This is a genomic window from Natrinema sp. 1APR25-10V2, from assembly GCF_031626495.1.
Classification (GTDB): Archaea; Halobacteriota; Halobacteria; order Halobacteriales; family Natrialbaceae; genus Natrinema.
In genome coordinates this window covers 735,002-748,591 of record NZ_JAMQOJ010000001.1, presented here as the reverse complement: position 1 = coordinate 748,591, position 13,590 = coordinate 735,002, and the positions used below count along the sequence as shown (strand labels likewise).

The window sequence follows — 13,590 nt, the reverse complement described above, 5'->3', positions numbered from 1 at the left end:
CAAACTCTGGTAGAGATACAACTACCATAAATGCTGTCTCTCGATTATCAGTCATGATAAGCGTCGAATACGCCCCGGAGAACCCGCTCAGGTCGGACTCTCGCGAACGGCCCGTCAGCGCCGGTCGTCCGCCTGACCCGACGCCAACAACAGTCGATCGACATCGACGAGCGGCGTTGCCGTGACGACGATCTCCTCGATCGAATCCTCCGACTCTACCCCACCTTCAGCGTCCTCCTCCGCGTCGGCTTCCTCGGTGGACTCGAGTTCGAACGTCTCGCCGACCGACTCGCCGAGTCCGCCACCGACGCCGCCAGCTGACGATAGCGCCGCGGAGCCACCCGTCCCGGCCGCGTGACCGGTGTCGGGGCCCGGTGTCGGTGCGGCGGCGTCGTCGGCCGATTGTTCAGCAATCACGTGGTCGACGTCGGCCTGCGGCTCTTGTTCCTGTCTGATGAGTGCGACGACCAGCGGGTGTGCGAGCGCATCGCCGTCGAATTCGCTGGTTTCGATCGCATGGCTATCGAGTACGTCACTCTCGGGAACGGTCTCGACGCCGATGACGTCGTCGACCCGGATCGCAGCCGACTGCTGATCGCTGGGTCGGTCGAGAACGAGCAGTCGCTCGCGCCCTGATCTGGATTCGGTCGTCGGGAAGTGGACGTGCGCATCGATAACCGCAGTAATCTCCCCGCGCAAGTCCATCAGTCCCTCGACCGCGGGCGGTGATCGCGGGACGCGAGTCAGCTCCGACGGTGGTTTCGTGATCGTCCGCACCGTATCGACCGGCAGCGCGAGTCGATGTTCGCCGACGCCGACGAAAACGAACTGAACGAGTTCTTCCGCCTCGCCCTCGTCGCCGTCCGTCTCGTGAGTCTGGTCGGCAGCGTCGATATCCGTTCCGAGAAGCTTTTCCGAGAGATCCGGGGCCATTGTCCTGTTCGTGTATCAGGTTCCAACAATAAAACGTTGACTCCACACTACATTCTCTCTTGCCGATATAATTTTATACGACATTATCACGGCCGGCTCGACGAGCGATGCACGGCTGAGCGGTCGTCGCCGAGGGGTGGAAAACACGTGCGACGACGGTCGGATTACAGATGACACGGGCGAAGCCCGCGGCTTCAGCCGTGGGAGGAGGTCAAAGTAGTCCCGGCGGCCCGCCGTCCGAATCGTCGTCGGCGTCGACGTCGATACCGAACTCCTCGCGTTGTTCCTGCAGTCGCTTGACCTGCCGGTAGTAGTAGCCGATCCCGAGCCCGCCCAGCAGGAAGGCGATCCCGATGAGTCCGAGGAACAGCGGGATATCCCGCGCGAGGTAGTACCGCAGCGATATCGTGCGGTCGGCCTCGATCTCCTCCCAGGAGAGTCGCTCCTGTCCGCTGACGACCTCCCGCTCGGCTCCATTGGGCGAGACGTCTCCGAACAGGAAGTTCCCCGTTCGGTGGTTCTCGGGTAGCGTTATCTCGTAGGAGCCGCCGACGTAAGCCGGAAGGGAGAAGCTCTTGCGCCCGGCTTCGCTCGAGAACGCGAGCGTCCCATTCTCGTCGGGCACCTCGACGGTAGTCGCCGAGCGTCCCTGGCTGACTTCGAGTTCGGACCCCGTCAGCTCGGTACCATTGGGATACCAGTAGCGGACGCTGTTGATCTGGAGCGGTTCGTCGCGGTAGATCGTCGACCGGTACAGCGATAGCTCCTCGGTCCCGTTGAGGTCGTAGACCGCCCGGAACTCGCCGCCGTTGATGAGATTACCGCCCTCGATTTCGATGGCGACGTCGGCGTCGCTGTCCCGCAGGTCGCTGTAGTTCCCCTCTTGGTCGAGTTGCTCGTCGGAGATGCCGCCGAAGAACGCGGTACAGCCCGCTCCCATCGCGAGGAGCGCGACCGCGATCATCCCGAGAACGAGTCGTCGATTCATGCTATGGAACGACACAGCGGAGCTCCGCCGGCAGGTATTCCCCGACGCTGGCGAGCAGTCCCGGCGGGTCGGTGTCTTCGGTACAGATCACGCTCTGCTCGAGAAGGCCGAGCCGCTCGACGGTGACGTAGTCCTGAGCGTGGCCCGCGCGATTGAGCGTCGCCCGTACTTCCGCTCGAGTAGCGCTGTTGACGTTGAGGCGGCCGTCACCCCGAGACCACTCGTAGAGTCGGTCGCGTTCGGCGTCGGCGAGTCGAGAGGGGGCGCCGGTTCCCTCACCCCCGTAGACGAACCGCAGCGGCATGTGCTGGACGAGCCCGTACCGGTCGCGGATCTGCGTCGCGGTTCCTGGGCCGAGCCCGAGTTCGTCCGTCGGAATCCGCACGCCTTCGCCCTGTCCGGCATCGAGAACGAGCCCGTCTTCGTCCCAGGACTCGAGCGTCCCGACGTAGGTCTCCCCGGCCTCGAGATCGGGGACGATCTCGCCGAACTCCTCTCGGAGGGCGTTGCGCGCGACGACGGCGTCCTCGCCCTGAATCGTCACGGACGGAAAGTCGTCGTGGCGCACGCCGAGTTCGAACTCCACGTCCAGGTCGCCGATCTCGTTGTCCACCAGCGACCGCAGCGAATCCAGCGACCGCTCGCGGGCGTCGCCCTCGACGTACAGTTTGGTTGCGAGTACGACCATCAGGCGTCCGCGTCGATGTTGAGTTCGTCCTCGAGGGCGTCGAGGCGGTCGTCCATCGCGGTGACCAGGCGGTTGTTGTCCATCGATTCGAGCGGCGAGCCGCATTCGGGGCACTCGAAGCCGAAGTCCATCGCTTCACCGAACTCGAACCGGATCGAGCAGATCTCACAGAGGTAGAACTCGTGGTTTCGCTCGTACTCGCGGCGGTCCGATAGGGCCTCGTGGAGCCGGTACATCTCCTCCTCGAGATTCTCCGGGATGTTGTCGTACTCGAACGTCCAGAGGTAGGTCAGCCATCCCGAGTCCTCGTCGCGCAGCCGCCGATACGTGGCGAGATCGTTCTCGTAGAGTATAAACAGCGCGCGCCGCACGTCGTTCAACTCGAGGTCGAGTTCCTCCGCGAGCTCCTCGTCGGTCACCTCCCCGTCCGGGGGTGCCGCCGCGACGGGCATCCCCTTGGGACCGACCAGCTCGTGCAAATATTTCTGGATCACCGGGTCCTCGAGCAGGTCCTCAAAAGCCATTACCTACGTGTAACGGCATGAAGCCATTAAGTCTTATCAAGTGCTCTGCCCTACTGAGTCGGGATTCGGGGGGTCGGCATCGCGCTGGACCGAGAAACCGCCGTGCGGTGGCGCGCGCTGTGCGACGGTTCGCCGACTCGTGATGCCGAAAACGCGACGCGTTTTCGAGTAGCTCGGAAGACGCGAGGGGTCTTCCGGTGGATGAGCGAGCGACCAGACGGAGCGAGCGTTAGCGCGGGACCGACGGTCCCGCGAACCATACGAACGGGCAGTGCGCGGCGCAACGCGCCGCGGCTGTTGGGACGGTAGAACCGTCCCGCAGCCCCGTGAGTAGAAATCGGCTGGGGAGGGCGTGGAGATCCCTCGTACCCACGACAGCAGAACGCTCGTCGTCTTACCAGAACTGATGAGACCGTGCTCAAGTCGGGGCAAATTCTGCCACGAGAGCGGTGAATCCGAGCGCCGTCGGCGTGTTCGGGCGCGACGTTTATGGTGATGGGTGGCACTTCTCGAGACAATGACTACCGATGCCTCCTGCGGAACCGTTCGGGCCGACCGGGCCCGCTCTCGCATCCATCGCCTCGAATTCGAGGTCCCCTGGCCCCCGAAACACGTCGCCGCCTATCTGCTCGAGGGGCCGGAATCGATCCTCGTCGACGCGGGCGCGCCGGGCGAGGTCGGCCAGTCGGAACTGCTCGAGGGCCTCGCCGAGATCGACCGCGAGCCCGCCGACGTCGACCACGTGCTCGTGACCCACGTCCACAGCGATCACATCGGCCAGCTCCCCGCGCTCAGGGAGGCCGGCGCGACGATCCACGTCCCGAAGGCGGCGCTGTCGCGGCTCGAGCGCGACCTCGAAGCGGCTCGAGCGGAAATGTGGGAGGCAGCGACTGCGGCCGGCTATCGCGGCGACGACCGCGAGGAGATCGTCGACGAGGAGATCGACGAGATCGGACGGGACCGGCGGTTGATCGACCTCGAGACGGCTCGAGCCGTCGATCCGACCGGACGCTTCACTGTCGGCGGGCGCGAGTTCCGCGCCTTCGAGACGCCGGGTCACGAGATCAACCACCTCTGTTACGAGACGACGCTCGAGGGGACGACGGTGCTGTTCGCCGGCGACGCGCTCATCGAGCCGTTCCGAGCCGGTGCCTTTCAGGTCGGTATCGACGACGGCGCGTACGAGGCCGTCGACGACTACTACGCGGCGATGGACCGGCTGAGCGAGACCGACGCGACGCACGTCTTCCCCGGCCACGGCCCGTCGTTCGAGGAGACACAGCGGGTCATCGAGACCACCCGCGACCGACTCGACGAACTGCTCGAGGAGACCCGAGCGGCAACCGCGGTGATCGAACCCGCCACGCCGCTGTCGATCGCGAAAGAGCGCGCGGGCACCGTCCGTCACATGGCACCCGTGCTCGACACGCTCGGGGCGCTGGGTACGCTCGAAAGACGGGACGAAGTAACGTACGAAATCGACGACGGCGTTCGGTACTACGAGACGACGTAGGCCGTCTCGAGTAGGTCACTGATCAGGTATCATCGGCGGTTTCGAGCGCCGTGTCGCAGTGCTTGCAGCGGACACTGTCGGTTTCGCTCGGGGACCCGCACTCGGAGCAGTTGATCCGAATCGGCGGCTCGCTGTCCCACGAACTCACCGCGAGAGCGACGAGAACGAGAATCCCGAGCGCCAGCCACCCGATTGGAGTGAACGCCAGAAAGACAAACAGTATGTACGCGACGACCGTGAGTGTCGGGATTCCGATAATCACGCACAGTATCTCTCTAGACGCTTCGTACATGAATTCTCGTGCATGTGGTTGGATTATATAATTCGATTGCACGAAGTCACGACCTGCGGCTGTGTAGCTTCAGGCAGATTCTCGAGAGGGCGCTGACCGATCGCGGGCGGGAGAGGTGTGCGAGGGCATACCGTTTTGGCGGTGACGGCGCTCTGTGAGGCGCAAGAATAGTCGAACGATGAGCCCGCCCCGCGTTAGTCCGGTCGTGGTGAATCGTCGTTACTCCGTTTCGTCCTCGAGCTTGAACTTCTGGATCTTCCCGCTCGTCGTCCGCGGGAGTTCGTCGATGAACTCGATCTCGCGGGGGTGTTTGTAGCTGGCTACCTCCTCGAGACAGAACTCCTTGATCGCCTCGTCGGTCACGTCGCTGCCGGGTTCGACGCCCTCGGCCGGGACGACGAACGCCTTCGGCACCTCGTTGCGCCGCTCGTCGGGCACGCCGACGACGGCGACGTCGGCGACGGCCTCGTGCTCGAGCAGGAGGTTCTCGAGTTCGCTCGGATAGACGTTGTAGCCTGCGGTGTTGATCATGTGCTTTTTGCGGTCGACGATCTCGTAGTAGTTGTTCCCGTCGCGGCGAGCGATGTCGCCGGTACGGAAGTAGCCGTTCTCGGTGAATGCGGCCTCCGTTGCCTCGGGTAGGTTGTGGTAGCCCGTCATCACCTGCGGCCCGCGGACGACGAGTTCGCCTTCCTCGCCGGGTGCGACTTCGTCGCCGGACTCGTCGACGATCTTGCAGTCGGTCATCCGCAGAGGCTGGCCGATCGTACCGTGTTTCAGGCCGAACGTCGACCCGCTCTGGGTGTGGGTCGCCCCGTGGGTCTCGGTGAGGCCGTACCCCTCCGAAATGTCGACGCCCGCGGTCTCCTCGAACCGCTCCTGGACCGCGGTCGACAGCTTCGCGCCGCCTTCGGAGGCCGCCTCGAGGCTGGTCAGATCGTACTCACCGAAGTCGTCGGAATCGACCATGTCGGCGTACATCGTCGTCACGCCGACGAAGTGGGTGATCCCCTCGTCCTCGATGAGTTGCATGCACTCCTGAGCGTCCCACTCGAGCGCGCTGCGGAAGTAGAGCCGCCCGCCGCCGACCAGCGGCTGGAGGGCGGTGTGGGTAAAGCCGGTGATGTGGTACAGCGGCAGCCAGGTGAGGCTGCGAACCTCCTCGGGTTCGACGTCGACGTTCGAGGCGACCAGCGGCCACATCAACTGCGCTCGCGTGTTATCGTGGGTAAGCTGGACGCCCTTCGGGTCGCCCGTGGTCCCGGAGGTGTACGGCAGCAGGGACACGTCGTCGCCGTCGCGGTCGACCAGCGTCGGCTCGCCGCGCAGTTCCTCGAAGGCGTGGTCCGCGTCGTCTCGCGGCCAATCCTCGCTCTGAATCGCGATCACTTCGGGCTCCATTTCGGCGTCCTCGGTTGCCTGATCGACGATCTCCCGAAGCGCCGGATGGGTGACGATCGCCTTCGCATCGGTGTCCTCGAGCTGGTAGGCCACCTCGCGGCGCTTGTACTGCGGGTTGACCGGCGAGATCTCGACGCCCGCTTTGAACGCGCCGATCGAAGCGACGAGGTACTGCGGACAGTTCGGCAAGAAGAGCAGCATCCGATCGCCGGGCTCGAGGCCGAGGTCGTGGAGGCCGCCGGCGAGTTCGGCCGTCCAGTCGCGGAGCTCCGCGTGAGTCCAGCGCCGGCCGTGGTGTTCCATCGCCTGTGCCTCCCCGTGCTGAGCCGCCGTCTGATCGAAGAGCTTCGCGACGTTCCCCTCCAGTGCAGACTGCTCCACCGCGTCTAGATCCATGGTTGACGATACCGTAGTTCATCCATAAACTTTCGTGTTGGACACAGTTTCTCGACGGCATCGGGCGATCGACCGGTCGCACTCGGGGAGATCTGAGCACGTTCGAGACGGAGTCCGGAGGTGACGAAGTGCTCCCTGGCGTGAGTTCGCAACCCGTCCCCGTCGCGAGACGGCGGCCGAATACCGTGGCTCGGTCGTTACTCGGACTCGGACTCAGTGTCAGCCGACTCGACGCGCTTGCCCGTCTCCATCGGGACGACGCGTCGGTCGGCCTTTTGCCACTCCTGCTCGAGTTCGCGCCCTTCGAACAAGCGGTCGAGGAAGACCGCGAGCCCCGCGACCTCGGAGTGGGGCTGATTGGTGACGCCGACGTTCCAGTCGGCCTCCTCGTAGACGTCGAACGAGACCTTCTCGGAGCCGACGACGAGCAGGAGCGGCTCGCCCTCGGACAGGTGGGCATCACGGATGTCGGCTTCCACGTCCTGCACGCGCTCACCGTACATCGTGAGGTGGACGACCCGCCCCTCCCAGTTGCGGATAACGCCGTGGGGCGAGTCGGTGAGTTCGGCGTCGAACGGGCCGCCGAAGCGATCGGTGATGTCCGCGACCGTCTCGAGGGACTGGCCGGCGTTGTCGGGAAAGAGGACGCGGTCGGCACCCAACGCCCGCGCGGTCAGGCCGACGTGGGTCGTCATCCGGTCGTCCCGGCCGGGCCGGTGACCGAGCCGGAGGACGGCGACCTCGCTGTCGTCGTACATGTACGTATCCACTCCCGGGCTGGGTTAGGGGGTTTCGTTTTTGCCTCCGGTTGCCCATCGATTCAGGGCCGCGCGAATTCGATACTAGGGAAACGTATCACCGCGATTCGGCCAGCCGACATACGGTGGCGCGCGCTGTCGAGCGATGAACGACCAGTGAATCGCGAGACGATACTGTGCGAGGGATGAGCGAGCGACAGTAGGAGCGAGCGAATCGGCTGGGGAGGGCGTGGAGATTCCGTGTGTTCACGATTGCAGGACGATCGACCGAAACGCAGGCTCGAGCAGAGAGCCGTCCGAGCACGGAGGCGGCCGAAAACCCGGCGAAGAGCCACAGACGTTTAAAGAATCGAGGTAGTGGGATACCGTATCATGAAGAAAGTGAACGAGTCCGAAATGGACTGGAAAGAGTACGAGCGCGAGGAGACGATGTTCCGTCGAAAGGAACTCTCGAGCGCCGTCGACGCCGACGACCTCGGCTGCAGCCTCTACGAGCTCCCGCCGGGCCGGCGCTCGTGGCCCTACCACTACCACACGGCCAACGAGGAGGCGATCTACGTGCTGGCGGGCGACGGCCAGCTCCGGACCGAGGACGGCCTCGAGCCGCTTTCGACCGGCGATTTCATCTCTCTGCCGGCCGACGAGAGCGGCGGTCACCGGCTCGTCAACGACGGCGAGGAAACGCTCCGCTACCTCGCGATTTCGACGATGAACGAGCCGGACGTGACGATCTACCCCGACATGGAGAAATTCGGCGTCTTCGTCGGCTCGCCGCCGGGCGGCCGCGACGAGCGTTCGTTCCACGGGTACTACAATATCGGCGACGAGACGACGTACTGGGACGATTAGCGACCAGAACGGCGGCGTGCGCGGTTCTCGACCGCCTCTCCGATAGGCTTTTTCGGGACCCTGCGAAACGGTCACACTATGGCCGACTACAGGAGCCGGGTGACGGGTCGATGACGGGCGTTCGCGAGTGGCTGAAGACGGCGCGCGAAGAGCGGTGGGGGATACTGACGGATCTGGCGTTCGCGGTCGTCTGGGTGACGGCCGTCGATCTGGTCTTCCGCGTCCTCGACGGACCGACCTGGGCGTACTACATGTTCATGCTCGCGGGAATCGCCGCCTACTTCGGGCTCATCTGGAGCTTCAAGCTCGCGACCGCACAGCAGAAACGGTAGCCTCCTCGAGACGCCGTAACGGTGCTTCCGCTGGTCGAGACGAAGCGCACCGCCGCGAAAAATCGAACTGCAGTCCGCGCGATTACTCGTTCTCGTCGACGTCGACGACCAGCACCGGCACGTGCGTCGACCGGAGCGTCCGTTCGGTGACGCTGCCGAGCAGCGCCCGTCGGATGCCCGAGCGGCCGTGAGACCCCATCACGACGAGGTCGATACCGTTGTCCTCGATGTAATCGGCGATCAGCGAGTGGGGTTTGCCGGCCGAGACGTGTTCGACGGTCTCGAGGCCGCGCTCACGTGCGCGGTCGGCGACGTGGCCGGTGGCGCGCTCGGCGCGTTCGCGGACCTCCTCCATCTCGCCGTACTGTCCCTGTTCGATACGGTCGAGTTGCTCTGCGCCGAGGCTGAGACTCATCGAGTCCGTGTCGACGATGTACAGGGCGTGGAGCCCGGCTTCGTACTTCTCGGCGAGGTCGAGCGCGTGATCGACGGCCGCCTCGGCCGTCTCACTACCGTCCGTGGGAACGAGTATTTTCTCGTACATGGATTAGTCGTCCGCGGGGGTCTCGCCCCCGTCGGTGACAACGTCTTCGGCGGTCTGCTGGCGACTCATCGGTTCGGGACTGTGACACTGGCGGACGATCCGCTTGGTCTCCAGGTCGGGTTCGTCGGTCATCATCGAGACGCTGATGGTGACGGCGAACACGACCGGGACCGCGATCAAGGCCGACCCGATCGCGGGCATCCACTGTGCGAGCGCCGCCACGTACGGTTCGCCGTTACTGATGTACACCGGGAGGACCTCGTTGATCATCGAGATGCCCCAGATTCCGAGTCCGGTGAGCATCCCGGCTAGCGCCCCGGGACGGTTCGTGTTCTCCCACCACATGCCGAGGAAGAACATGGGGAACAGCACCGAGCCGGCGAGCGAGAACGCGTACGCGACGAGCGCAGCGATGGGTGCCGCCGGGTCGAGTGCGGCCAGCGTCGTCAGGACGCCCAGCGCGACGATGCTCAGCCGACCGACCATCACCTGCTGGCGCTGGGTCGCGTCGGGGTTGATGATGTTCGTGTAGATGTCGTGCGAGATGGCCGACGAGCCCGCGATGAACAGACCGGCGACCGTCGCGATCGCCGCGGCGATCCCGCCCGCCGCGACGAGGCCGACGAACCACTGGGGCAGTTCCGCGAGCTGTGCGGCCAGCACGACGATGACGTCACCGGCGGCGCTGCTCATGCCGGGGTCACCGTAGACCGCGCCGACGTTCTCCGCGAAGAGGTCGGTCCCGAACGCGGCGAACGCGGGGGCGCTCCAGTACAGGAGGCAGATGAAGAACAGCCCCCAGACGGTCGACCAACGGGCCGTTCGTTCGCTCTCGACCGTGTAGAACCGCACCAACACGTGTGGGAGCCCGCAGGTCCCGACGATCAACGAGAAACACGTCGCGATCCATAAGTAGTAGCTCCCGCTCACGAACGGCTCGCTGAACTCGCTGCCGAGTTCGCTGATCAGCATGCCGTACTCGAGTTGGGGAAGCACCGTCGAGTACCCCTGCGTGAAGCCGACGACGTAGAGGCCGAGGATGAACGCCGAGATGAGGATGACGTACTGGACGGCCATGTTCTTGGTCGCGCCCAGCATCCCCGAGAGAGTCAGGTAGCCGACCGTGATGGCCATCATGAAGACGACCATCGACTGGTAGCCCGACAGTCCCGGGAGGCCGATGTCGCCGAAGATATACAGCCCGACGAGCCCCATGCCGCGGGCCTGGCCGATGGCGTAGACGAACCCGATGAGGAACGTCGTGACGGCCGCGATCGCGCGGGCGGCGTCCGAGTTGAAGCGGTCGCCGACGAAGTCCGGCGCGGTGTACTTGCCGAACCGGCGTAGCTGTGCGGCCATGAAGATGAGCAGGATGAAGTAGCCCGTCGTCCAGCCGACGACGAACGCCAGGCCGTAGAAGCCCGACAGCGCGATCAGCGCCGCCATCCCGAGGTAGGACGCGGCCGACATCCAGTTGGAACCGATCGCCATTCCGTTCTCGATGTTGCCGATCGATCGGCCGGCGACCCACATGTCCTCGGTGTCGGCGACGCGGAAGACGACGCCGATCGCGAGGAACAGTAGCAGCATCGCGAGGACCAGAATGGCCGGTCCGAGCTTGAACGAGACGTTGAGCCCCTCCGGCAGGAGCCCGCTCTGCAGGACGACGCCCGCAGCGCCCGTCATTCGTCGACACCTCCGTCAGTCGCCGCGGCACCCCCGCCGCGGCCGGTCTCCTCGACCGTCCCCTGGTCGATGCCATACTTCTCGTCTAACGCGTCGCGCTTCCGGGCGTACCAGAACGAGAGGATCAGCGCGCCGGTCGGCGCGGCGAAGGCCACCAGGAAGTAGTGCAGCGGGAAGCCGATCGCCGGCAGCTGGGTCGTCATCACGCCGGGCGCGAGCCGCGTCAGCGTCACCGGCCCGAAGACGACGACGAACCAGATGGCGAACCCGGTCCAGACGATGCGCAGGTGATCGCGCATGAACGTCGTGCTCGGGTTCAGGAGGTTCACCTCCGAACTGAGGTAATCGGTGTTTCGATGGGCCTGGCCGGGCTGTCCGGCCACCCCACCGTCCGTTGCGACCTCGTCGTCGGTCGTATCGTGGCTGTTATTCTCTGTCATATGTTCGTGAATCGTGTTGTGTCGTCGTGTTCCATCCCGAAAATCGAATGGTGGTCAGTCGCTCGATACCTGGTCTGCGATATCGTCGACGACATCCGGATTCCGAAGCGTCGACGTGTTGCCGAGTTCGTTGCCGCTCGCGATGTCCTCGAGCAGGCGGCGCATGATCTTGCCCGAGCGCGTCTTCGGAAGTTCGGGAGTGAAGATCACTTCCTCGGGCTTGGCGATCGGGCCGATGGAATCGAGGACGCCCTCGACGGCTCGCTCCTGGAGTTCCTCGTCTCCCTCGTAGCCGTCTTCTGGGATGGCGTAGACGTAGACCGCCTCGCCTTTGACGTCGTGTTCGCCGCCGACGACGGCGGCTTCGGCGACCCCCTCGACGCCGACGACGGCCGACTCGATCTCCATAGTCCCCAGCCGGTGGCCGGAGACGTTGATCACGTCGTCGACACGGCCGAGGATGGTGATGTAGCCATCGTCGTCGATCTTCGCCCCGTCCTCGGGGAAGTAGACCCACTCGTCGGCCTCCTCGTCGGAGTACTCCTGCCAGTACTCGGAGATGAACCGCTCGTCGTTGTCGTACAGCGTCCGGAGCATCCCGGGCCACGGGTTGTTCACCGTGACGTAGCCGGCCTGACCGGCGTCGACTTCCTCACCCTGTGCGTCGACGACGCGGGCATCGATGCCCGGCAGCGGCGGCCCCGCGGAGCCGGGCTTCATGGTGTTGATCCCCGGCAGCGTCGTGATCATCATACCGCCGGTCTCCGTCTGCCACCACGTGTCGACGATCGGGCACTCCTCGTCGCCGATGTGCTTGTAGTACCACTTCCACGCGCGCGGATTGATCGGCTCCCCGACGGTTCCGAGCAGCCGCAGGCTCGAGAGGTCGTGTTTCTCGGGGTACTCCGAACCCCACTTCATGAACGCGCGGATGGCCGTCGGCGCGGTGTAGAAGATGTCGACCTCGTTCTCCTCGACGATCTCCCACAGCCGGTCCTTCTCGGGGTAGTCCGGCGTCCCCTCGTACATGACGCTGGTCGTTCCGAGCGCCATCGGCCCGTAGACGATGTACGAATGGCCGGTGATCCAGCCGATGTCGGCCGAGCACCAGTAGGTGTCGTCGGCCTCGATGTCCAGCACGGCGTGGCTCGTCCAGGCGGTGTACGCGAGGTAGCCGCCGGTGGTGTGTTTGACACCCTTTGGCTGCCCGGTCGTCCCCGACGTGTACATCAGGAACAGCATGTCCTCGGCGTCCCGGGAGACCGGCTCGACCGTCGACCCCTCGTGGTCGGCCACGAGTTCGTCGTAGTCGTGCTGGTTGGCCGCGAGCTCGTGCTCGAGATCGTCGCCCAGACGGTCGACGACGACGACGTCCGAGACCTCGTGCTCGACGCCCTCGAGGCCCTCGTTGGTCTTCGAGATGTGGTCGAGTGCATCACCGCGACGGTAGTAGCCGTCACAGGTGACGAGATACTCGCTGTCGGCGGAGTTCATTCGGGTCGCGAGCGCGTCAGCCGAGAAGCCGGCGAAGACGACGCTGTGTGGCGCGCCGATGCGGGCACAGGCGAGCATCGCGATCGGCAGCTCCGGAACCATCGGCATGTACAGCGTAACGATGTCGTCTTCCTCGACGCCGAGGTCGCGAAGCGTCGCGGCGAAGTCCTCGACCTCGTCCAGCAGTTCCTCGTAGGTGTAGGTGCGCGTCTCGCCGAGTTCGCCCTCCCACTCGATCGCGACGCTGTCGCCGCGGCCGTCCTCGACGTGGCGGTCGAGGCAGTTGTACGACGCGTTGAGTTCACCGCCGGTGAACCACTCGTAGAACGGGGCGTTCCCGTCCTCGAGCACGGTATCGTACTCCTCGTTCCACGTGAGCAGATCGGCAGCCCGCTCCCAACACTCCGGCCAGTTCTCCTCGAACTCCTCGTAGATCCCCGGATCCGTGACGTTCGCCTGCTCGACGAACGACTCGGGAGGCTCGAACGCCTCCTGTTCCGCGAGTCGCGCCTCGAGTTCGGCGTTGTCCTGTGACATGGTACACTCACCCAGTCTTCAACGACCATAGTAAAGCCAGCCTCTAGCTGTGCAAAATCGACCCCATTCTCCCAGGGAAATATAGGGTATATTGACCATATTAGGTCCTGATAGCCCGTCGGCGACCGCCGCGCGCGGAGGAAATCGACAGCACGACGAGTCGTCACGCCCAGATCAGCGAAGATATGTGTGTATCGGCCCACATGTTCGCGCCG

14 protein-coding genes are annotated in these 13,590 nt (G+C 64.7%); 3 read left to right on the top strand and 11 right to left on the bottom strand.

What is annotated here, in order from left to right; all coding sequences use genetic code 11:
* Window positions 1–114: 114 nt before the first annotated feature.
* From NDO75_RS03905 to NDO75_RS03890, 4 genes are all read right to left on the bottom strand, one after another.
* On the bottom strand, window positions 115–933 hold the full coding sequence (locus NDO75_RS03905; protein WP_310904786.1) for a chemotaxis protein CheW: 819 nt from the start codon (window positions 931–933) through the stop codon (window positions 115–117).
* A 211-nt stretch (window positions 934–1,144) separates the two neighbouring features.
* Window positions 1,145–1,921: a DUF5803 family protein gene (locus tag NDO75_RS03900; RefSeq protein WP_310904785.1), complete on the bottom strand. Its 777-nt coding sequence runs from the start codon at window positions 1,919–1,921 to the stop codon at window positions 1,145–1,147.
* Window position 1,922: 1 nt separating this feature from the next.
* Entirely contained in the window at window positions 1,923–2,609 is a 687-nt protein-coding gene (locus NDO75_RS03895; protein WP_310904784.1) for a DUF2110 family protein, read from the bottom strand.
* Window positions 2,609–3,133 carry a transcription factor gene (locus tag NDO75_RS03890; RefSeq protein ID WP_310904783.1) on the bottom strand — a complete coding sequence of 175 codons (525 nt, stop codon included), beginning with the start codon at window positions 3,131–3,133 and terminating at the stop codon, window positions 2,609–2,611. Before NDO75_RS03890 ends, NDO75_RS03895 begins: the two co-directional genes overlap by 1 nt.
* 517 nt (window positions 3,134–3,650) lie before the next feature.
* Between NDO75_RS03890 and NDO75_RS03885 the strand changes: the two genes are divergently transcribed.
* Window positions 3,651–4,646 (top strand): MBL fold metallo-hydrolase, encoded by a 996-nt coding sequence (locus tag NDO75_RS03885; RefSeq protein WP_310904782.1) that lies wholly within the window; start codon window positions 3,651–3,653, stop codon window positions 4,644–4,646.
* 22 nt (window positions 4,647–4,668) lie between these two features.
* On the opposite strand, the gene NDO75_RS03880 is transcribed toward NDO75_RS03885, so the two are convergent.
* The 3 genes from NDO75_RS03880 to NDO75_RS03870 form a co-directional block, all read right to left on the bottom strand.
* Complete coding sequence (locus tag NDO75_RS03880; RefSeq protein WP_310904781.1) at window positions 4,669–4,938, bottom strand: hypothetical protein; 270 nt, start codon at window positions 4,936–4,938, stop codon at window positions 4,669–4,671.
* 219 nt (window positions 4,939–5,157) lie between these two features.
* The gene (locus tag NDO75_RS03875; protein WP_310904780.1) at window positions 5,158–6,735 is read right to left on the bottom strand and encodes an AMP-binding protein; all 1,578 of its coding nucleotides are present in this window, start codon (window positions 6,733–6,735) and stop codon (window positions 5,158–5,160) included.
* A gap of 197 nt (window positions 6,736–6,932) precedes the next feature.
* A complete protein-coding gene (locus NDO75_RS03870) occupies window positions 6,933–7,493 on the bottom strand; it encodes a tRNA (cytidine(56)-2'-O)-methyltransferase (RefSeq protein WP_310904779.1) in 561 nt (186 codons plus the stop codon).
* 372 nt (window positions 7,494–7,865) lie between these two features.
* Between NDO75_RS03870 and NDO75_RS03865 the strand changes: the two genes are divergently transcribed.
* Window positions 7,866–8,342, top strand: a complete 477-nt coding sequence (locus NDO75_RS03865) for a cupin domain-containing protein (RefSeq protein ID WP_310904778.1) — start codon at window positions 7,866–7,868, stop codon at window positions 8,340–8,342.
* Window positions 8,343–8,452: 110 nt separating this feature from the next.
* On the top strand, window positions 8,453–8,674 hold the full coding sequence (locus tag NDO75_RS03860) for a hypothetical protein (protein ID WP_310904777.1): 222 nt from the start codon (window positions 8,453–8,455) through the stop codon (window positions 8,672–8,674).
* Between the two features lie 82 nt (window positions 8,675–8,756).
* On the opposite strand, the gene NDO75_RS03855 is transcribed toward NDO75_RS03860, so the two are convergent.
* The 4 genes from NDO75_RS03855 to acs are packed head-to-tail and all read right to left on the bottom strand — an operon-like array spanning window position 8,757 to window position 13,375.
* Window positions 8,757–9,218, bottom strand: coding sequence for a universal stress protein (locus tag NDO75_RS03855; protein ID WP_310904776.1), 462 nt, complete (start codon window positions 9,216–9,218; stop codon window positions 8,757–8,759).
* A 3-nt stretch (window positions 9,219–9,221) separates the two neighbouring features.
* On the bottom strand, window positions 9,222–10,904 hold the full coding sequence (locus NDO75_RS03850) for a VC_2705 family sodium/solute symporter (protein ID WP_310904775.1): 1,683 nt from the start codon (window positions 10,902–10,904) through the stop codon (window positions 9,222–9,224).
* A complete protein-coding gene (locus tag NDO75_RS03845) occupies window positions 10,901–11,344 on the bottom strand; it encodes a DUF4212 domain-containing protein (RefSeq protein WP_310904774.1) in 444 nt (147 codons plus the stop codon). The genes NDO75_RS03850 and NDO75_RS03845 overlap by 4 nt, the downstream gene beginning before the upstream one ends.
* A 54-nt stretch (window positions 11,345–11,398) precedes the next feature.
* A complete protein-coding gene (gene acs / locus NDO75_RS03840; protein WP_310904773.1) occupies window positions 11,399–13,375 on the bottom strand; it encodes an acetate--CoA ligase in 1,977 nt (658 codons plus the stop codon).
* Window positions 13,376–13,590 lie beyond the last annotated feature (215 nt).